This window comes from Flammeovirga sp. EKP202, from assembly GCF_014534745.1.
Taxonomy (GTDB): Bacteria; Bacteroidota; Bacteroidia; order Cytophagales; family Flammeovirgaceae; genus Flammeovirga.
The window spans coordinates 115,934-137,096 of record NZ_JACVVP010000018.1 but is presented as its reverse complement, the minus strand read 5'-3'; the positions used below and the strand labels follow the sequence as shown (position 1 = coordinate 137,096).

The following is a 21,163-nucleotide window of genomic DNA, read 5'->3' as shown; positions in this document are numbered from 1 at the left end:
TCTTTTCATAGAATAAAGATCGACTTTAAATCAAATAATGAAAAATCAAAATTTTAAAAGAGCGAAAGCTCAGTTAATAAACTAAACCTTCAGTAAAATGATTTCGATTCACGAATTTATCGAAAAAGAGCTAGACTGTTTTGTAGACTATCTGACATTACATCTTTCAGAAAACGGAAAAAATGGTGAAGTCATATTTCAACCTATTTCCAAAAATCATGGTATAAATGCTTCTCAACTCAGAGATAAATTCCAGCTCGGATTGATCCGAAATTACGGGGAACCTGGCTGGAGGAAACTTTGGTTGGCAAAAAATGAGGCAGGACAAATTGTAGGTCATGTTGATATACGTTCTTATCCTGATCAGAATTCTTCGCATAGAGTATTATTAGGTATGGGAGTAGATAGTAAATATAGAGGTATTGGTATCGGGCTTCAACTTTTGGAGTTTGCTATTAATTATTGTGATGAGGAAGAAAGAATCTCTTGGTTAGATTTACAAGTCATGACCAACAACCAAAAAGCCATCAACCTCTATTCTAAAAAGGGATTTATGGAAGTGGGCAAAATCGATGATATGTTTAGAATCGATAATGTCTCTTTTGGATCAACTTCAATGACATTAAATGTGAGTTGAAGTTGTTCTGAATAGGTATAGGTATGTAAAGAGTGAAGTTTACATTAAATCCTTACTAAAAACATTCCTTATCAAAAAAACATTTAGAATAGTTTGATACCTTATTTTCAACCTTTATTTTAGCGTGTTCAAAAAATTAACATCAACAAAATTTTTAAAAAGATAATGAGCGTTCAACTATCTTTTCCAAGTAATGCTTTATTTGTAGGGCACAAAAACCCTGATACAGATTGTACATGTTCTGCTATTGCTGCAGCGAATCTTTGGGGTGGTACTCCAATTGTACAAGGAGAATTAAACCCTGAAACTGAATTTGTACTCAAGCAATTTAATGTTGAAAAACCAGCTTTTGAAGACAATTTCGCAGGAAAAGATGTTGTTATTGTAGACCACAATCAAACAACTCAATCGGCCGCTTCTGTTGTTGAGGCTAATATTTTATCAATTATTGATCACCACGCCGTTCAAGATAACTTCTTTTTCCAAAAAGGACCAATTCATATCGACATGCGTACAGTTGCATCTTGCTGTACAATCATCGCTGATTACTATGTAGATATGAATGTTGAGATTACAGCTCAAATGGCAGGTGTAATGTTGGGTGGTATTTTATCTGATACTTTAGGATTAACTGTACCTCATACAACTGATATTGATAGAGAAGTAGCGGCTAAATTAGCAAAGATTGCAGGTGTTGAAGATATTGAAGCTTTTGCTCAAGAAATGTTGATTGCAAAGTCTGATTTATCAAAATATACTGCTGCTGAAATCTTAAACTTAGATTACAAGGATTTCATCTTCGGTGATATCAAGATCGGTTTTGGTGTTTGTGAAAGTTTATTGATCGACAAAGTGATTGCTAAGCATGATGAGATTTCTGCTGCTATGCAAGAAAACAAGAAAAATGGTTACGAAGCTATTTTCTTTGCTTATGTTGATTTAACGACAAATAACTCTGTAGTTATCGGTGCTGATGATGCTGATTTTGCAGTTTTAGAGAAAGCTTTTGGCGTTTCTAAAGGTGATTTAGGTGTGAGCTTAGAAGGTAAAATCTCTCGTAAGAACGATTTTATTCCTCCAGTTTCTGCTTATTTCAACAACTAATATATTAGACAAAGGGTGGTGTGATATGTTATTGCACCACCTTTCTTTTTCCTTTATGCACAAAGACAATTTACATAAAAACGGTTATTCTTTTCCCAAATTAATCACTGCTTACCCACCTCTTTCTAATTTTATAATTAAAAATAAAGTAGGTGAAGATACCATTAATTTTGCGGATGCTGCCGCGGTTATAGCCTTAAACAAGGCTTTGCTAAAGGCTTATTACAATGTAAATTATTGGGATATACCCAAAGGGTATTTGTGCCCTCCAGTACCTGGTAGAGCCGATTATATTTTGGGAGTAAAGGATTTGCTCTTAGAAAATACAAATCTAAAAGACCAACAGATCAAAGGGTTAGATATTGGTACAGGTGCGAACATTATCTATCCTCTCTTAGGTAAAAGCCTTTTCGGTTGGGATTTTGTGGGTTCTGATATTGAGGAATTATCGATTGATAATGCGGTTAATATTCTCAAGAAAAATAAGATTAGTCCCAAAAAGATAGCAATCCGAAGACAAAAATCATCGACAGCTATTTTCCGTGGAATCATCAGAGAAAATGAAAGGTTTGCGTTTAGTATGTGTAATCCACCTTTCCATAAAAGCTTCGAAGATGCACAAAAAGGGAGTAGAAGAAAGGCCAAAAACCTTACAGGAAAAAGTGAGGTAAAGCTTAATTTTGGCGGAAAAAGTAATGAGCTTTGGTGTGATGGAGGAGAGTATCAATTTATCAAATCTATGATCAGTGAAAGTGTAAATTATCAACAAAATGTTGTATGGTTTACAACTCTAGTATCAAAGCAGGAGAATGTAGTCCCCTTATTGAAACAATTAAAAAAGATCAAACCTCATGCTTACAAGGTAATAGATATGGGGCAGGGACAGAAGAAAAGTAGATTTATCGCTTGGACATTTATGAAATGATGACAAAAGAAGAATTAAAAAAATACTTACAAGAAGAACAACTAAGAAATATCTCAAATGCCTTATTAAACATGTACACACGTACCAAGGCATTTTATTTTCAGGTAACCACAACCTTAACTGTGTCTGAAGATGGGAGGTATGAAGTGTCTACTCCTGACAATTTTCCAGTCTTTACCCCTAAAGGACAAGGTTTTTTAGAAGATGGAGGAGATTATTTGAGAGGTGAATTGAAGTTGAGAAATTTGGAAGAAGAAGATCCTTCACAAATGGCCAACGACTTGATTCAAAATACATTTGAAGATTAGATTTACTTTGTTAGCTCCATTTTTAACGATGCTGCACAAGTAAAATACGATTGGAATTTCCATCATTAAGACATAACAAAAATGAATTAATACGGAAGTTTAAAATTGATATGAATAACAGATGTTTGTTTGAGTACATCATAAAAAAATGTATATTGTTATCTGCGATAATATAATGAATATTACTACTCTAATTGTAAACTAGTTGTCTTTTATGAAGTCAACTTTTTTTACTAAATCTAACTAACTCTTTATAACATGTCTTTTTTTTCTACACAATCAAGTTTAAGTTCTAAAGATATTGTTCATTTCGTCTCACAAAATATTCATCTTAAAAAGTGTGTTAGAACCTTATATAAAGAAAATTACACATTAGTTGAAGTCATGGTACTGAAAATGTACGGTACTAAACTTGATGCAGAAGATGTTTTTAGATATGCCCTTTCAAAAGTTATATGGTTAATCCAGGAAGGGAAAATTGATGATGAGATTGAATTAAGAACGTATATCTACACATTGTCTAGAAAGCTTTGGGTAAATACCCTAAAGAAAAAAAATAATTATACATATTACACATCAGATTCTTACCATGAAAATTTTAATGCTCAATTGTTAGAAGATATTCCATTCAAAGAGGATGATCTGTATCTTCATAAGGAGTTCTCAGAAACGTATAAGAACTGTAAACCCCTTGAAAAGAGGATGCTGATCAATAAGCTTTTTCAGTATTGGAAAACCAAGACTTCCTCCAGCTTGCCCAAAATGAGTGTTTAATTTTTCTTCCTATTTATGGATATTAATGAAGTAAAAGATAGGGTTAATATAGAACAAAATAGAGAAGTAATTGATACTGTACAGCAGCAATTACTAAGAGAAAAACTCTTTAAAGTGACGATCTCTATTACGATTAAGACTATCGCTATTTTTTTATTGTTGATCTTTTTTTACCTAGCCAATACCCTTCAAGTGGATCAGTTTATTCTTGATGGAGTTAACAAAGCATACATTGATTTGGAGGGTAATGATAAATCTCGTCTGATTACATTTTCGTTAGAAGGTGTTGCCTCTGATTTAAAAGAAGGTAACTACAGTAGTGCGAGAAAAATCTTAAAGGAATTACCTTCCTCTCATCATAAAGATTGGTTTGTGTTGTTGACTCATTTAGGTTTAAACGATTTTGATACTTCTGAAGAATACCTTACCAAAATCTATGATCAAACGGATCATGTTTACCACAATGAACTTGATTATGAGTTTTGCTTGAAGTACCGTGTGATTCATGTCAAAAGCTTCTATGATGAGGAAGCCAAAACTTATTTGGGGAAAATTGGATACGAATAAATAGTGACTAATGTCATATTTATTTGTGAATAGGTTTGTTTTTAATGCCTTCAAATGATAGTTTTGCGAGGAATCAAAAAATGATGTATTGAAAACAGAACGCTTACATATTGTCTTAAACATGATCTGTGCAGGAGTAATCCTATTCAATGCATTTTCTGTATCCTTGTTGAAATTAGATCTCGAATTGCAAAGAGATTTTATTGAAGAAGTATTCTGTATCAACAAGGATAAACCTAAAATGTCTTGTCACGGACAATGTTTTATCAACAAAGAGCTCAAAAAAGAGTCTGATAAACAACAAGAAACTTTTGAGACAATGCATAAAGATGTTGTACTGGATTTACCGGTAGACCAACAATTTTGTCTCTATGAAGAAATCAATTTTGTTGAACACACCACATCTGTTTTCGCTAATACCAAGCGAATGAAACCCCTCAATGATGTTGGTCAACTATTTCGCCCTCCTATAGTTTAGTTTTATTTTTTTGAAAGGATAACCTCATTTTTTTAGTGCTTTTTTATTAGCACTTGGGCCGTTATACCTTTATCTTTTTGGAGAACTACTCCTATTCTTAATTTTTATGTGTGAAGTCGAAATCCTCTATAGGTAAATTTTGACTTGCAGACGATCTTAGATAAACTTTTTTAAGCATCACATTTTTAGTTTTATAGAAAAACTGAAAAGAGTGGTTATGCTTATGTCTAAACTATAACAAAATGAAAAATATTTTTTTAGCACTATTTTTATCAATTGTTTTATTCGCTTGTAATGAAGATAATTCATCAATTGAACCTGAGCAACCTATTTTAGAATATGCAATTGCATCAGAAAAAGATGAAGCTAATACATATACTTTAACCCTCCGTTCTAGCAAAGCAAACTTGCATGAAGGAGTGAATAATGTGGCTTTTGTCACCGAAGGAGATACTTTGCCTGAAGGTGGAGAATGGAAAATTCTTCCAAAAATGCATATGCAAATGGAAGGTATGACGCATATGCATTCTACACCATTTTTAGGTTTTGATGAGGCTGATAATCATGCCTCAGGAATTGGACAAATTCTATTCTTAATGCCTACTGTAGAGATGGGATCATGGACTTTAGAGGTAAGTTACCTTCTAGAAGATGAATCGATTGCAGATTGGACTTTTGAGATTCAAGTAGATGCGATAGAGTTTTTAGCTCAAGACCCAACTTTTAAGACGGTAGTTAGGGTACCGATGGGAGATGGTGATGAAACATTAATAATGGGGTATAACTTCACTGCCGGTGAACCTGCAATGGGTAGAAATGAATATGAAGTGTTAGCGTTTAAAAGAATGCAAGCAATGGACCATGGACATGGTGATGGTCACGGACATTTAGAAACATATATGCCATTAAATGACTTAACAATCAAGTCAACGCCATTCATGCCAGACCCATCAATGAATCACGGGTCACCAAATAATACTGATCCTAGTTTTGTTTCAGAAGGAAAGTATGTAGGTATTGCCAACTTCACCATGACAGGTGGGTGGCAAATTAAAATGAATGTTTCCGAAGGAGAAAACACCTATTTGACAGAAGAAGGTCAATCTTTTTACACTGAATTCTAGATGAAAAGCTATCTATCGATTAGCATACAGACTTTTTTAGTTTGTATGCTAATTCCATTTTATACTACAGCTCAAGACAAAAAGATTACCACTTACCATTTGAGTGAAGTGACCATTAGTCATGACACCATTCCTTCTGAAAATTATCTACTTTCGGTCGATGATTATATGAATCAGAGGAATGACTTACAAGTGGTGAAAAGAGGTGGTTTTGCTTTTGAGCCTATTATTGAAGGCTTTACAGACGGACAAATTGCCGTTTCAATTGATGGAATGCGTGTTTTTGGTGCCTGTACTGATAAAATGGATCCAGCAACGTCATATCTTGAACCCGTTAATCTAAAAAAACTTTCTGTCCTCAAAGAAAATGAATCACAAATGTATGGTACAGCATTGGGTGGAACGATAATGGCAGAAATGAGATATCCTGATTTAAGTAAGTCTTTGGAAGTGGGAGTTCAGACAGCATATAGTAGTAATTCAAATGGTTTTGATGGTAATCTCTATGTAGAGAAAACAATTTCTGACCAATGGGGAATTCGTTACTCAGGAGCATACAGAAAACATGATAGTTACACGGATGGAAATAATGAGTTAGTGAAGTACACTCAGTATGAAAAAATGAATCATACTTTAACCTCAACTTATAAATTATCTACTACTGAAAAGCTAACTGCTTTACTGATGTATGACCATGGGATGGACATTGGCTATCCGGCATTGAATATGGATGTAGGTTCAGCGAAGGCATTGATGGGTAATATTGGTTATACTAAGCATTACGATAAAGGTTTTATCAACCACTTGGAAGCCAAGGTATACTACAACGATATCAAGCATGTGATGGATGATTCCAAAAGGGAAAATGTAGCCATTCGAATGGATATGCCCGGTTTAAGCCAAACGTTGGGAGCTTGGGTTTCCGTAAATAGAAAAACAAATAATCATAAGTTGACACTGAAAGGAGATTTTTACAGTAATCACCTTTTTGCAGATATGACGATGTATTCCCCTTCTGGAGGAGTAAATATGTACATGCTCACATGGGGCGATATCCGAAGAAACTCTTTCGCTACTAATTTTCAAGATGAATGGAAACTAGATCCAAGGCTTACATTATTGACAAATCTTAGATTAGAATGGGCTTCCACAAATCTTCAAAATGAGTTAGGGAGAAAGCAATTAGAAACCATGAATTATTTCATTGATGGTCCCAGAAGTGATCTATCCGGTTCATTCTCTGCGTTGTTTAAGTATAAATTAAACTCCTCGATTGAATCAAAGTTTGGTATTTCTTATACTTCAAGAATGCCTTCGGCAAGTGAACTTTACGGTTTTTATCTCTTCAATGCTAATGACCGATTTGATTATCTTGGTACCCCTGATTTGAAGAATGAAAAAGTAATTTCATTTGACTTTACATTAAGATACCATCAAGAGAATTGGCAAATAGGTGCTAGAGGAAGAGCTAGTTTTATTAAAGATTATATTGTGGGTGTTGTGAATGAAAATTATGATTCAATGACAAGTGGAGCCTTAGGAGTAAAAACCTATCAAAATGTAGAAGGTGCAACAAGCACACATTTTGAAGTTTTTGCAGGTGTAGCATTTTCAAAACAGTTGAATTATAATTTAAACTTGGTACATGAAAACGGTTACATTGATGCTTTACATTCCCCAATGCCTTATCAAAGACCTTTGACAATAAAGAATAAATTAAGTTATCAATTACAGAAGTTAACCTCTTCTTTCTATTACGAATATAGTGTTGGAATGCAGTCACCGAGTGAAGCTTTAGGAGAACAGAAAACAGACCCTTATCACTTAGTGAATGTAGATTTCTCTTATCCTGTTAAACTTAAAAATAGTCGTCTCTACTTGGAACTAGGAGTACACAACCTACTGAACTCTTATTATATTGATCCTTTCTCTTGGAATGGAATTCCCAATAGTGGGAGAAATATCAAAACAAGTATTCGATTCATTATCTAATTATGAAAAGAATCGAGTAGAAAGACATGAAAAAAGGGATGCCGTTTTGCATCCCTTTAGTATTTATAACAATCGAAGATTGCGTCGATAGCTTATTATCTCTTGTTAATTGAAACAGTGGGTTTACGTCTATAAACCAATAAATGTAGTATTAGTAATATTAAAGTTTTACTTGTAGTTAATGATTAGAAAATGTGTCAAGTATAAATTAAAAGTATATATATAATTATCTATTGATAGCTCTACAATGAATTACCTTACCTGTTTTCCTATTAAAAGTGAAATGTAGATCTGCATCTCGATTGATGTTCATTAATACATTCACTTCTTCACATGAATAATCCAAACCCGTAATTTCAGCAGTTTTTATGCTTGATTCAAGCTCGCAGAAATAGGTTTCTGTAGTAAGGTAATACAGATATGTTTTTCTGTTTTCTTCATGAATTCCTACCCACTCTTGCAAAACGTCTTTTGCTTGAAAAGCATCTAACTCATAGTGCATGATATTCTCGATTTTTATAAACCATTCATCATTTGCCATGGCAATGGAGGAGGAGAATAAAAGTGAGAAAAATGCTATTGAAGAGAATAAGGCTTTCATAAGAATTATTGTAATTGTTAAGTGGTGTTGTACCTGAATAACACTGACTGTTAAATAATAATTCTAAGCTGTAATGTTTTTTAGATTTTGGATTGAAAAAAGATGAATTAAGTGTAACCTAAATTGAAAATGCATTGAATTTATTCGTAAAGTACAATAAATCAGGGTTACATATAATGTAAGTGTAATGCTTATTTTTATTGATTTTGGGTTAAACGCTCTTCTTTTTGATGAAAAAGGTACATCCTCTTAGCCTGTAAAAGAGGAATTTATAATAACATATTCAGTCAATTAACTCCGCGTCTACATCATTTTAGGCTTGAAATCTATATTTTGAATGTCAACTTCTTATTTTTACTTAAAATAAAAGTAGGTCAGTATGCCACAAAGAACAATTCCGATAGATAAAATAGCATTGCTATTAGAAAAATTCCCTGATTGTAACAGGGAGTTGGATGATAAACAAAATCTACATTTATCATCGGAACCACATTATATATTAAGACTTCCATGGCATTGGAGTCAGGATTTAAAGCCTGTTGAATCTGTGTATGTGATCTGTATCATACAAACAGAGAGTGCGTCTGTTGCATTAGTAAAAAATGGAGTAATTGTAGATCATAAAACATTTTCAACTTATGCCGTCCGAAAAAAACAAGGTAAAAGTCAGATAAAGTATTTAAAGACTAGAGGGAAGTCAAAGGCCGGATCAAGGGTAAGGTTAGCGAATACGTTGAACTTTTTTGAACATATTAATGAAAGGTTGGAAACGTATTTCAAAGAGAATAACATTGAGAAGATAGCATTCAGTTGTTCTAAGATTTTGTTGCCTTATTTATTTACCTCCAAAGTAAAATGTCCTTTTGAAAAGAAAGACGAAAGGATATATAAGATCCCGAAACATATTCCTAATGCTAATTTTGAAGATTTACAGCAAATTCACAAATCCTTATCGAAAGCAGAATTGATCTTTCATGAAGAAGACCTTGAAGTGACAGAACAGCTTTTAATGGGGGTTTTTAATAAAGACGATGATGCATAAACTTTTTATACTATTTATTGGGATTGCCACAATAAGTTGTGCTCAAACTAACAACAATATGATAGAACAATTAACTTTTGAAGGACGAGTAGGTTTAAAAGGGGATAGTGTTGAGCTTTATTGGCCTGGTACCTCAGTATCATTTCAATTGGAAGGGTCATTTTTAGACCTTAAGTTGAGTGATGATATAGGGGAAAGTGAGTATGCTTTTATTATAGATGGAGAAGAACAATCGTTAATCATCCAACCAACGGTAGAAAAAGCTACAATTAGAGTTTGGGAAAGTAAGCAAGTCGAAGCACACACATTTAGGATACACAGAAGGAACGATTTTTCAAAAGGAACAACAACGCTTTATGGAGTCGAAACAGATGGGATACTCCAAAAAACACCTTCAAAGAAAAAGTGGATTGAGTTTTATGGTAATTCAATTACAGTAGGGTACGCCAATGAAGATTCAACAGGAGCAGATAACCCTTTGTATACCAATAATTACAAGGCATTTTCAGCATTGACAGCTCAATATTTTGATGCAGAACTGTCTTGCATTGCAAAATCAGGAATTGGAATCACGGTAAGTTGGTTTGATCTGATCATGCCTGAATTATATGATCGATTAGACCCAAACGATACCACCTCAAAATGGGATTTTAATCAGAAAACGCCCGATCTATTAGTAGTTAATTTATTGCAGAATGATAAGTGGTTGTATTTGTACCACGACAATGAAAATTACAGGAAGAGGATCGGTAATATTGTTCCCGATAAAGAATTTATTATTGAGAATTATACTTCCTTTTTAAATAGAATTATAGCGAAGTATCCATCCACTAATATTATATGTACGTTAGGTTGTATGGATATTGTGAGAGAAGATTCCCCTTGGCCTGATTATGTACAAGAAGCAATTCAGAGAATGGAAAGTTCACAAATTCATTTTTTGAGAATGCCTTATCTTGCAAAAACTGCTCATCCTAGTGTTGAAATGCACCAAGCAATGTCAGATACTTTGATTCAATTTGTGCAGAAAAATAATCTACTTTAGCATTGAATAAAAGTTAGATAATAAGAGGATTTTAAAAAGATATTTATAGAATATATCACAGTAACTTTTTTTGAACGATTTATTTTTTTACTTTCTATATATATTTATAATCCTTAAACTTAGCACACTAATGTACGGTATCGTAAACAAAGCCATCGAAGGTTTAGTAACTACTAATTTCGGAGAAGAAAAATGGGAAACTATACTTGAAGAAAGTGGCGTAGATCATGATGTGTTTTCTACAAATGAAATATATGATGATAAAATTACCTTTGATTTAGCAATTGCAGCTTCAAAGGTTTTAGGAATTTCTGTAAGCGATGTACTCATTGCTTTTGGTAAATATTGGGTCTTAACAACAGCAAAAAAGCACTATGGTTCATTGATGGAAACGGGGGGGGAAACGCTTAGAGAATTTTTTGTAAACCTACCTAATTTCCACAGTAGAGTAATGCTGCTTTACCCTAATATTCAACCTCCAGAATTTGACGTAGAGTATATTGGAGAACAAGAGATGAAATTAAAATATTTTTCTCATCGTGAAGGATTAACAGACTTTGTTCATGGTCTCATTTTAGGTTTAGGTGAAGCTTTTGATATTGAGGTTAATACGCATTTAATTCAAGGTAGAAAAGATGGTCTACCATACGATGAATTTTTAGTTAAGTGGTAGTTCATGGATATCAAAGTAGGGAAAGCAGATTTAGATATTAATTTAATATCTCCATTTTATTTTATCGTCGATAAGGACTTAAAAATTATATCAGTAGGGAAAAGTTTAGACAAGCTCTTCCCTAATTCTGTAGATAAAAGTTTAGAGGAGGTACTCAAAATGGCAAGGCCCTGGAGTATTAAAATGGAGTTTGACGCTATTTGTACGCAACTGAAAAAAGTTTTCGTATTTCAAAACAAGGAAAGAGAACTTGTACTCAGAGGTCAACTGATTTTATTGGAAGAGGAAAGTCAACTGATTTTTCTGGGTTCTCCTTGGATGAATACCACTGATGAGTTGGTGAAACACAAACTTGCTCTCACGGATTTTGCATTAAATGACCCTACTCCTGATGCTATTCAACTATTGAAAATGAATGAAATCAACTTGAACGAGTTGAAGGAAATGACCGTTCGGTTGAAAGCACAGAAAACAGATATTCAAAAGAAAGAAACACTTTACAGAGGACTTGTTGAGAATGCTTCAGAGATGATCAGCCGTTGTGATTTAGAGGGGAAATTACTCTATGTGAACCCTGCTTCTATGAAAATAACGGGGTACTCAGAAGAAGAGCTCAATGGGAAAGTGTTCTTTAACCTAATTTCATCCGACCAAAGGGCTGACATTACGAGAAAGTTTAGAAGGCAGCTGGTGGAGAAAATTGATAAAGATGTCTATGAATTTAGTATAGTTAGTAAAACGGGTAAAAAAGTTTGGTTACTGCAAACCGTCATTGCTATACAAGACGCAGATGGGGAAGTACAAGGTTATACTTCTGTTGGTGTGGATATTTCACTTCGTAAAGAGATGGAAGAAACACTAGAAAATGCTCGTCAAAAAGCACTTGAATCGGCAAGAATCAAAGAGCGATTTATTGCCAATACATCACACGAATTAAGAACACCAATGAATGCAATTATTGGTCTTTCTAACTTATTGATAAAAACACCTTTACTTCCTAAACAAACCGAATTTATTGAGGCGATAAGAACGTCTGCTGAGAACCTTCTAGTAGTGATTAATGATGTATTAGATATCTCTAAAATTGAATCGGAAAAACTTGAAATTGAGTTTATCGATTTTGATTTAAAAGAGAAGATAAGTCTTTTTGTGAAGTCACTATCCATCAGAGCCACTGAAAAGAATATTGTTTTAAAGCATGTTTGGGACGATAACGTTCATCCAACGATCCTTGGAGATCCTTACAGATTGAATCAAGTATTGACCAATTTGGTCAGTAATGCGATTAAGTTTACAACAAAAGGAGAAGTTCGTTTAGAGGTGATGTTGGATAAAGTGGAAGATGACAAACAATTCGTTTGTTTTAAAGTCATTGATACAGGAGAGGGAATTCCGAAAGAAAAACATGAGTCAATTTTTGATGGTTTTTCTCAGGCAGACGCCTCGGTTACCCGTAAGTTTGGAGGGACAGGCTTGGGCTTAACAATTAGTAGAAGCCTTGTTGAATTGATGGGAGGTACGATTGTAGTGGAAAGTGAAGTGGGTGTAGGCTCTACATTTACAGTCAATATACCATTTGAAATGTGTGATGATGTAGAAAGTGATAAGTCCGCATTGGATGTACCAGAAGAAGTAGACTGGAGTGAATTTAAGGTATTGGTGGTGGAGGATAACCAATTCAATCAACTATTGGCAGAAAATATATTGAACCAATGGAAATTGCAGATTGAAATGGTAAACAATGGTGAGGAAGCCATCAATATATTAAAAACACATACTTTTGATATTATTCTGATGGACATACAGATGCCCGTTATGGATGGTATTGAAGCAACCAATTACATAAGAAATACCCTCCAAATAGGTACTCCTATCATTGCTTTAACGGCCAATGCCATGAAGGACGATTTGGCCTATTATAAGCAGATCGGTATGAATTCTTGTGTGACGAAACCTTTCCAACAAGATGACCTTCAAAATGAATTGTACAAACTGCTGATTAATAAAGATGTAGTAGATGAACATGAGGTAGATTTATCACCATGGAAAGGGAAGAGAATATTAGTAGTTGAGGATAATGAGTTCAACCAATTATTAGTGACATCAATCTTGACAGAATGGGGTTTAGAGGTGCATAAATCAGATGATGGCTACCAAGCATTAGAAGAGATTGAGAAAGTGGATTTTGACCTTATTTTGATGGATATAAAAATGCCTAAAATGGACGGCATTGAAACGACCAAAATAATTAGGAAGAATCAAGAAAAATCAATCCCTATCATTGCTTTTTCAGCTCACTTAACGGAAGAAATAGAAAAAACCTTTTTAGAAGTTGGTATGAATGGTTGTATTCCTAAGCCATTTAAAGTAGGACAACTTAAGAAAATCATACACGATGTATTTTCACTCAACAATGAGGATGAAAATATCATTCAAAAACCAAAGGAAGGGTGGCAAGGAAAGAAGGTACTTGTAGTAGAAGATAACATGTTTAACCAGCTTCTCGTTGTCAATATTTTAGAGGGTTGGGGGATGGAAATCGTTACAGCTGAAAATGGAAAAGAGGCAGTAGAAAAGTTCGAGGAACATACTTTTGATATTGTACTGATGGACATTCAAATGCCCGTAATGGATGGAATAGAAGCCACGAAACTGATCCGACAAAAATTTGATGAAAATTTACCAATCATTGCTTTAACAGCCAATTCAGGAGCTGATGATCAAAAACTCTATCGAATGAGTGGTATGAATGCTTGCGTAGCGAAGCCATTTGATCTTGATGAGTTTGAAATGACCATCAAGAAGTTTTTGACCAATGACAAGTTGATATCAAAAGAAGCAGAGCCAGAGCCGCTTGAAAATAATCAAAAGAAAGTACTGATAGTAGAGGATAATCCTTTTAATATACTACTATTAAGAGGGATTTTGGAGCAATGGGATCTGGAAATTGATGAAGCAGAAAATGGTAAAATTGCAGTAGACTTGGTCAAGGTCAATAATTATGATTTAATTTTAATGGATATTCAAATGCCCGAAATGGATGGGGTAGAAGCTACTGAAATTATCCGTAATGATCTGAACATACAAAAGCCAATTATTGCCATAACAGCCAATTCACAACCTGATCTTGTAAAAAAATATTTTAAGGCAGGAATGAACGGCTGTATTCCTAAACCTTATGGTCAAGAAGAATTGCAAAAATCTATTATGAAATACCTTTAAGGCCTTGAAGAAGGCCTTCTTTTTCACCTCAAAGCCAAATAAATTTAAAGATTCAACATTATTCTGAAAAAAGGTAAGGAAAAAGCTTTTTTTTGTACTCGCTATTTTAGTAATTTGTGGGCTAATTGAGAATTGACTATAATCATTTTCTTGATTAGGCTTTTTCACTTCATCCAAAAGTGAAAAAAATAGTTCGTTTAGAATTAGTTTTGAACAGGAATATAATTTCAAAGTAGAAAAATAAATATGTCAGTACTATCTTTCCAAAAGCCAGATAAAGTAGTAATGGAGAAGACCGATAATGATAATAAAGGTCTTTTTGAATTTAAACCATTAGAAAGAGGTTTCGGAGCAACGATTGGAAACTCTTTCAGAAGAGTACTACTTTCATCTCTTGAAGGATATGCGATTACGGGCGTTAAGTTCCCAAATGTCGTACAAGAATCATCTAAGATTAGTGGTATTATCGAAGAAGTTGCTGAAGTTGTACTTAACCTTAAGCAAGTACGTTTCAAGCGTTTCGCAGAGGAGCCATCTCAAAAAATCAGCATTGATTTTAGCGGTAAAAACCAATTTACTGCAGGTGATATTGCACAATATACGGAGGACTTTACCATCTTGAATCCAGATTTAGTGATCTGTAACCTTGAGAACGCAAGCCTTAAGATGGAATTAACTATCCAAAGTGGTAGAGGTTACGTTGAAGCAAAAGAGCAAAAACTTCCTGAGTCTACTGAAGGTGTAGGTGTTATTGCTATCGATGCGGTATTCACTCCAATCAAAAACGTAGAATACCATGTGGAGAACACTCGTGTGGAGCAACGTACTGACTATGAGAAATTAACTATCACTATTGAAACTGACGGTTCTATTGACCCTCAAGAAGCTTTACAAGGTGGTGCTAATATCTTAATCCAACATTTTGCTCAAATCACTGATAAGGACATTACGTTCGAAATCCATAAGAGAGAGAGCGAAGTGGAATTAGATCCAGCAGAAATCAAGAGACGTGCTATTCTTGAGACTTCTATTGCTGATCTTGAATTATCAGTTCGTGCTTACAACAGTTTAAAAGCTGGTGAAGTGAAGACACTTGGTGATTTGGTATCTTTAGAAATCCGTGACTTGATGAAATTCAGAAACTTCGGTAAGAAAACACTTACAGAACTTGAAGAATTATTATCTGAAAGAGATTTAACTTTCGGTATGGATGTTTCTAAATACCGTTTAGGTGAGAAGTAAGAAATAATCTTATTATAATATATGAAGCTGATGAGTGCATAACTTGTCAGCTTTTTTTATTTTTAGAGGATGAAGAAAATTAGGATCTATCATATTCCACCTTTTGTGGAAAAAATTGTATTAACTATAAGTTTTTTATTGGTTGCAATTGGGAGTTTTTCAGAGAACTTTGGGATTTCTGAATTTCTTGAAAATACTTTTATCGTAGGAGGCTTTGTTATTTTATTAGCGTACCAAAGTAGAGTTTGGTGGTTTAAGAATTATGTGGAGTGGAATACAAAGCAGATTTTCTTAAAACTGGGGAATAATAAAGGCTTAAAACTAAGGTTTAATACGCTCAATTCTTGTATTCTCCAGAAAGATACACTTTTGATTAAATTGAAAAATGGAGAGACCATATCAATTGCAATCAAAGAGTACAATAGAAAAGAAGTACAAGAACTACAATTGTTATTAATGGAGAACATTATCGACAAGTTGTAGTGTCTTTTGAATGCATCGTATTGATGATAAGTACTAAGCCAAAAATAAATCATAGTTAATTCTAATTTATTTTTTGTGAGTACAACGCTAAAAAACGCATTAATAGTGGTTCTATTGAAAGTTTTTTGAAGGAAGTAATCGCAAAACAATAAATAGAATTAGTAGTATATAATTTTGTCTTGGTACTTATAAATAAACCCTCAGAAGTTTTTAATTGCTTCTGAGGGTTTGTTGTTTCATTTCAATACTTTGTATTATTATGAATGATGTTGAGGAACTTCATCTTTCCCCCAGTAATACCAAAGAATTCCAGCGAATATCCCTACAATTCCTATGGTGTGGCTTAATCTGAAGCCATTGAGTTGCATGGTATAGAAAAACCAGAACGTATCACTAAGAAGAGGTGTGAAAAATGAGAATGCTGCAACGAGTAACCCTTTTATCTTATATGCTTGATGCACGAAAAAGAGGTGATAAGCTAATGCTAAAAAGGGAAATACACCAATAATAAAATTTAGTATGTAATCTTTTATGCTTTTCATGACGTACAAAAATTAGGTTTATATAAATATGGTTAATGTTAAACTAACATCCAATTTTATTCTCTTAATGATTGGTAAACAGTGAGTTGAATTGTTGTTGCTGTATTGTGAAGTTGTTTTGTTTAACGGTTTGGGCTATTTGACCAACTGTTTAGGCTAAATTGCCAACTGTATTTTTTTAGATAAATTGATATTTGTATTAGGAAATTGAATTAATCTAAAAACATCGAAATCATGAAGAAGAAATATCTATTATTTATCGCATCGATTATTATTCTTACTGGTCTGACATCATTTATTTTTACGAGACAGCGCACAAATAAAATTACAATTAGACAATATATTCCTGCAAGGGTAGATAAAGTATGGGCAGTTGTAGGAGAAGATTTTGGAGGAATAGCAAAAACGAACCCGAACATTGTAAGCTCTTCTTTGATCAATGGTACTGAAAAATCAGGAGAAGGAGCAGAGAGAGTATGTAATTTTAACCACGAAGGGACATCATATATTCATGAAAAGCAAGTTGATTTTCAACCAGACGATTATTCATTTAGAGTGAAAGTATTTCATGTTCATGGTACACCATTAAAAGAAAATGAATCCTTTGCAGAATATAAGCTGATACCGAAGGATGCAAATACATGTGAGCTCATTTTTTCATTTCAATATGAAACAACCCCATTCTTCTTGGGAGATGTGATGAGACCATTTATGAAAGATGATTTGAAAGACTACTTGGTGGGTATTCAGCATTACGTGCTTACGGGCGAAAATGTGAACCATAAAAACATCGAACATTTAAAACAAAAGTACGATGTCAGTAGTTTATAACATAAACATATAAAGATTGAACAGTAGTATTTATTCATTATCAAATCAAAACCCCATATGTAATGCATATGGGGTTTTTAAATTCTGATTTTCTAATTCTAATATTTATTTAATGAATTACTCAACAATTATTTTGTGATGAGTAATTCATTTTTTTAGTTAAAGATATATCTTAAACCAATTTGCATTCTCCATCTAGAATCTAATGAAGTATTGTTGACAAAGGATGTATTACCACCAGAGAACTGATAGGTAGGTAAGTTAGCATCACCTGAGTCATAGCCGATGAAGTCGATAAATCTATCGTTTGCCACATTTTGACGTACACCCCAAGAAGAGCTAATTAAGTTACCTAAGTTCTGAATATCAAAAGAGACTTGAAGAGTGTTTTTCTTTCCACCTGCCATGATATTAAAATCCTGAAGAATCTTCATGTCAATTTGAGTATACCAAGGAGAGATACCACCATTTCTTTCGGCATATTGACCTTTACGGCTACTTAAATAATCATCTTGATTAATATATGCTTCTAATTCTGTCCATTGTTGTTCTGCTGACTTCACTACATTTCCATTACCATCAACAATGTTGACTAGTTTGATTTCAGAAGCATCTGCAGGGATGTAGATAAGATCGTTACCAACGATTCCATCTCTATTCATATCACCAGCATACGTATACGAGAATCTATTGCCTTGAGCAGCCTCCATAAAGAAAGCAATTGAAGTTCCGAAGTTCTTCTTACGTCCATAGTTAATAGCGTAGGCTAATGAACCGATGATTCTATGTTTTAAACCAAATTGAGAGAACGCCAAACCAGGTGTATTAGGATTACCGACTACTGCATTTCTTTGGTAAGCATCTGCTGCAATCTCACCAGGGTTAGACGTTACATCTTTTGCTTCAGAGAAAGTATAAGCGGCCATTAATGAAAGACCTGATTTGAATTGTTTTTTCAATTGAGCAGTAAGGCTGTACTGATAACCTTTATCAGTGTTATCCAACATGATCATACCTGCATCTAAAAATGAACTTTCTGGACCACTTACATCATTATCCCATAATGGTTTGATACGAGGACCTGAAGTAGGATAGATTTCTCTGTTGTCGGCGCCTGTCGCTCTTTCACGGTTGGTCACCATATTGTAGTTAACATGTTGAACAGCGTGCATGTCTTTTGTATAGATTGCTTCAAAAGTACCGATAATACCACCAGGTAACTCATGGTCAATGGCAAAGTTTGTTCTCCAAACTTGAGGGAATCTGAAGTCTTCAGTAGTTCCGTTGATTTGGAAAGTGTAGAATGGGTCAAATTGTGAATTGGCAGCTTGGTTGGAAATCCATACAAATGGAATACGACCAGTGAAAAGACCAGTACCACCTCTCAATTGAGTAGTGTTTTCGCCATTTACATTATAGTTGAAACCTACTCTTGGAGACCACATTGGTTTGTTTGATGGAAGTTGAGTGACATCTACCCTAGCAGCTTGATCATCTTGATCTCTCCATCCTTCAAAATCAGCGATCTGTTGGTTTGGTTGAACATCAGTCAGATAAATTGGCATGTCCATTCTCAAGCCATATGTCAATGTAAAGTTGTCATTGACATTCCATTCATCTTGAGCATATAATGAGAATTGAGCGACATTAACATCAACAGATTTTACAGGTGCAGAAGTAACGGCATCTCTGTAGCCATCATATCCACCGAAACCACTAAAATACGTATCTAAATCACCTTGTAAAGCTGTAGCATTAGTATATTCATATCCTCCAAAGAATGGATAACCATAGCGTTGTAAATTGAAGGCATTTTTGAAACCGAAGTATTCAAAATTAGTACCTAAAGTGATCGTGTGATTATTCTTGTAAATAGTAAAGTTATCTGTAAACTGGAAGACGTTTTGATCTAATTTGTTTTCTACAGAGAACTGTTCAGAACCAAATGAAGCATAGGTTGTGCCTCCTTTTGTAAGGTCAACCATTGGGAAAGGCATCGCATTGGGTAACGTTCTTTCGTCTTTGAAAGCTGTAAAACCAATTTGTACTTTATTTGAATACTGATTACCAAAACGGCTATTTAATTCTGCCATAAATGAATCAAAATTGTTATGGATTCTATAACCAGCATTTTGATATTGCATAGTATTTACAGACGGCACACGAGAAGAAGGGGCAATGGCAATTGGGTGAGGTAAATTATCTCTCCAAGAAGTCATATGATTATAACGGAATGAGAAGGTATGTGACTCATTAATATTCCAATCAATTTTAGCCAAAAACTTATCATTGTAAGTGTCGAGGTTGTAATCTTGGAAAGGACCAGTTTCATAACCATACTGATCTCTTAGCATGTTACTTACATCTATCAAATCTTGTTCTAATACTCTAGAAACACCACTTATGTTACCATCTAAAGCATCTTGTGCTTCTTGCTCAGACTTGGCTGCTCTATAAGTTGTTGCAGGGTCAGATCTTCTTGTGAATTCTGCATTTGCAAAGAAGAATAATTTATTCTTTAAAATGGGACCTCCAATACTAAAACCACTTTGATTGTATGAAAGGTCAGGATTAGTAATTTCATTTCCATCTACTTTGTCACCAATCATACTGTTATTTCTAAAGTAGGTATATGCAGTACCTTTAAATTCGTTAGTACCCGATTTTGTCACCGCATTTACACCAGCACCGGTAAAACCACTTTGACGAACATCATATGGCGCTAATGAGACTTGAACTTGCTCAATTGCATCTAATGAAACAGGTTGCGAATTGGTTTGTCCACCAGGAGTAGCAGCATCTAGACCAAATGAGTTGTTGAAGATAGACCCATCTAATGAAAAGTTGTTGTAGAGGTTGTTTCTACCACCGAAACTGTTTCCATCAGATTGAGGCGTCAGACGAGTAAAATCTTGAGCTGATCTACTTATTGTAGGCATTACCCTAAGCGTGGTCTCGTTGATGTTTGTCATGGCACCTGTTGCTTCAGAATTAGCAAGGCCTTGTGTCGCAGTAATTTCGATTTCCTCTAATGTTTCTGCTTCCGGCTTTAAAACCACATCAAGTCTAAAGGTTTTACCTAATGATAACTGAACATCGTTGTAAACGGTTGGTGCATAGCCCACGTAAGAAACTGTAACTTTGTATGGGCCGCCAACACGCATATCAGGGATAAAGTAGCGACCATCTGCACGAGTTGTAATCCCGTAGTTTGTACCAGATGGTGTATGCAAAGCTTGAATTGTAGCACCAATGAGTGTTTCTCCATTGTCGTCAGAGATTAAACCTCCAATAGAAGATGTTGTGGTTTGTGCAAGTAAAGTTGTACTACTAATAAGTACAGCGAATAGTAGATGTAAAAAAACTTTCATTTTAAGAATAAAGAAAAAAGAAGTTAAAATTGTTGGGCCGAAATTAAGCGCTCACGCTATGATAAACTAGGGTTGAAAATTATACAGTTGAATGATGTTTTTACGAAAATTGTAATTTTACATCAAATAATTATTAAAATATTAATAGTATAAAGCGTCGTGTGTAATGTTACTGTTAACGGATGTTTTTTATTTAATGAAT

19 protein-coding genes are annotated in these 21,163 nt (G+C 34.2%); 16 read left to right on the top strand and 3 right to left on the bottom strand.

Annotated features, from left to right (window positions below):
• The first annotated feature begins 97 nt into the window (after positions 1-97).
• The 9 genes from IC221_RS13115 (at position 98) to IC221_RS13075 (ending at position 7,909) form a co-directional block, all read left to right on the top strand.
• Complete coding sequence (locus tag IC221_RS13115) at positions 98-637, top strand: GNAT family N-acetyltransferase (RefSeq protein WP_188169401.1); 540 nt, start codon at positions 98-100, stop codon at positions 635-637.
• Between the two features lie 165 nt (positions 638-802).
• Positions 803-1,741, top strand: coding sequence for a manganese-dependent inorganic pyrophosphatase (locus IC221_RS13110; RefSeq protein WP_188169400.1), 939 nt, complete (start codon positions 803-805; stop codon positions 1,739-1,741).
• A 55-nt stretch (positions 1,742-1,796) separates the two neighbouring features.
• Positions 1,797-2,666: a 23S rRNA (adenine(1618)-N(6))-methyltransferase RlmF gene (rlmF, locus tag IC221_RS13105; RefSeq protein ID WP_188169399.1), complete on the top strand. Its 870-nt coding sequence runs from the start codon at positions 1,797-1,799 to the stop codon at positions 2,664-2,666.
• Positions 2,663-2,974 carry a hypothetical protein gene (locus IC221_RS13100; RefSeq protein ID WP_188169398.1) on the top strand — a complete coding sequence of 104 codons (312 nt, stop codon included), beginning with the start codon at positions 2,663-2,665 and terminating at the stop codon, positions 2,972-2,974. The genes rlmF and IC221_RS13100 overlap by 4 nt, the downstream gene beginning before the upstream one ends.
• A gap of 258 nt (positions 2,975-3,232) precedes the next feature.
• Positions 3,233-3,748 (top strand): sigma-70 family RNA polymerase sigma factor, encoded by a 516-nt coding sequence (locus tag IC221_RS13095; RefSeq protein WP_188169397.1) that lies wholly within the window; start codon positions 3,233-3,235, stop codon positions 3,746-3,748.
• 15 nt (positions 3,749-3,763) lie between these two features.
• Positions 3,764-4,315, top strand: coding sequence for a hypothetical protein (locus IC221_RS13090; RefSeq protein ID WP_188169396.1), 552 nt, complete (start codon positions 3,764-3,766; stop codon positions 4,313-4,315).
• An 88-nt stretch (positions 4,316-4,403) separates the two neighbouring features.
• Entirely contained in the window at positions 4,404-4,793 is a 390-nt protein-coding gene (locus tag IC221_RS13085; protein WP_188169395.1) for a hypothetical protein, read from the top strand.
• Between the two features lie 242 nt (positions 4,794-5,035).
• Positions 5,036-5,917, top strand: coding sequence for a hypothetical protein (locus IC221_RS13080; protein ID WP_188169394.1), 882 nt, complete (start codon positions 5,036-5,038; stop codon positions 5,915-5,917).
• Positions 5,918-7,909: a TonB-dependent siderophore receptor gene (locus IC221_RS13075; RefSeq protein WP_188169393.1), complete on the top strand. Its 1,992-nt coding sequence runs from the start codon at positions 5,918-5,920 to the stop codon at positions 7,907-7,909. It begins immediately after the preceding gene.
• Between the two features lie 226 nt (positions 7,910-8,135).
• On the opposite strand, the gene IC221_RS13070 is transcribed toward IC221_RS13075, so the two are convergent.
• Positions 8,136-8,510 (bottom strand): hypothetical protein, encoded by a 375-nt coding sequence (locus IC221_RS13070; RefSeq protein WP_188169392.1) that lies wholly within the window; start codon positions 8,508-8,510, stop codon positions 8,136-8,138.
• Between the two features lie 379 nt (positions 8,511-8,889).
• Here IC221_RS13070 and IC221_RS13065 point away from each other — a divergent pair, with 379 nt between their 5' ends.
• The 6 genes from IC221_RS13065 (at position 8,890) to IC221_RS13040 (ending at position 16,217) form a co-directional block, all read left to right on the top strand.
• The gene (locus tag IC221_RS13065) at positions 8,890-9,552 is read left to right on the top strand and encodes a hypothetical protein (protein ID WP_188169391.1); all 663 of its coding nucleotides are present in this window, start codon (positions 8,890-8,892) and stop codon (positions 9,550-9,552) included.
• Positions 9,553-9,610: 58 nt separating this feature from the next.
• Positions 9,611-10,597, top strand: a complete 987-nt coding sequence (locus IC221_RS13060) for an electron transporter RnfD (RefSeq protein WP_188169390.1) — start codon at positions 9,611-9,613, stop codon at positions 10,595-10,597.
• 130 nt (positions 10,598-10,727) lie between these two features.
• Positions 10,728-11,270 carry a heme NO-binding domain-containing protein gene (locus IC221_RS13055; protein WP_188169389.1) on the top strand — a complete coding sequence of 181 codons (543 nt, stop codon included), beginning with the start codon at positions 10,728-10,730 and terminating at the stop codon, positions 11,268-11,270.
• Positions 11,271-11,273: 3 nt separating this feature from the next.
• Positions 11,274-14,492: a response regulator gene (locus IC221_RS13050; RefSeq protein WP_188169388.1), complete on the top strand. Its 3,219-nt coding sequence runs from the start codon at positions 11,274-11,276 to the stop codon at positions 14,490-14,492.
• Positions 14,493-14,738: 246 nt separating this feature from the next.
• Complete coding sequence (locus IC221_RS13045; protein WP_188169387.1) at positions 14,739-15,734, top strand: DNA-directed RNA polymerase subunit alpha; 996 nt, start codon at positions 14,739-14,741, stop codon at positions 15,732-15,734.
• A 69-nt stretch (positions 15,735-15,803) separates the two neighbouring features.
• Entirely contained in the window at positions 15,804-16,217 is a 414-nt protein-coding gene (locus tag IC221_RS13040; protein ID WP_188169386.1) for a hypothetical protein, read from the top strand.
• A gap of 257 nt (positions 16,218-16,474) precedes the next feature.
• Here IC221_RS13040 and IC221_RS13035 read toward each other — a convergent pair whose 3' ends face one another.
• Positions 16,475-16,759, bottom strand: coding sequence for a hypothetical protein (locus IC221_RS13035; RefSeq protein WP_188169385.1), 285 nt, complete (start codon positions 16,757-16,759; stop codon positions 16,475-16,477).
• Between the two features lie 234 nt (positions 16,760-16,993).
• Here IC221_RS13035 and IC221_RS13030 point away from each other — a divergent pair, with 234 nt between their 5' ends.
• Positions 16,994-17,590 (top strand): SRPBCC family protein, encoded by a 597-nt coding sequence (locus IC221_RS13030; RefSeq protein ID WP_188169384.1) that lies wholly within the window; start codon positions 16,994-16,996, stop codon positions 17,588-17,590.
• 155 nt (positions 17,591-17,745) lie between these two features.
• On the opposite strand, the gene IC221_RS13025 is transcribed toward IC221_RS13030, so the two are convergent.
• Entirely contained in the window at positions 17,746-20,961 is a 3,216-nt protein-coding gene (locus tag IC221_RS13025; protein WP_188169383.1) for a carboxypeptidase regulatory-like domain-containing protein, read from the bottom strand.
• Between the last annotated feature and the right edge of the window lie 202 nt (positions 20,962-21,163).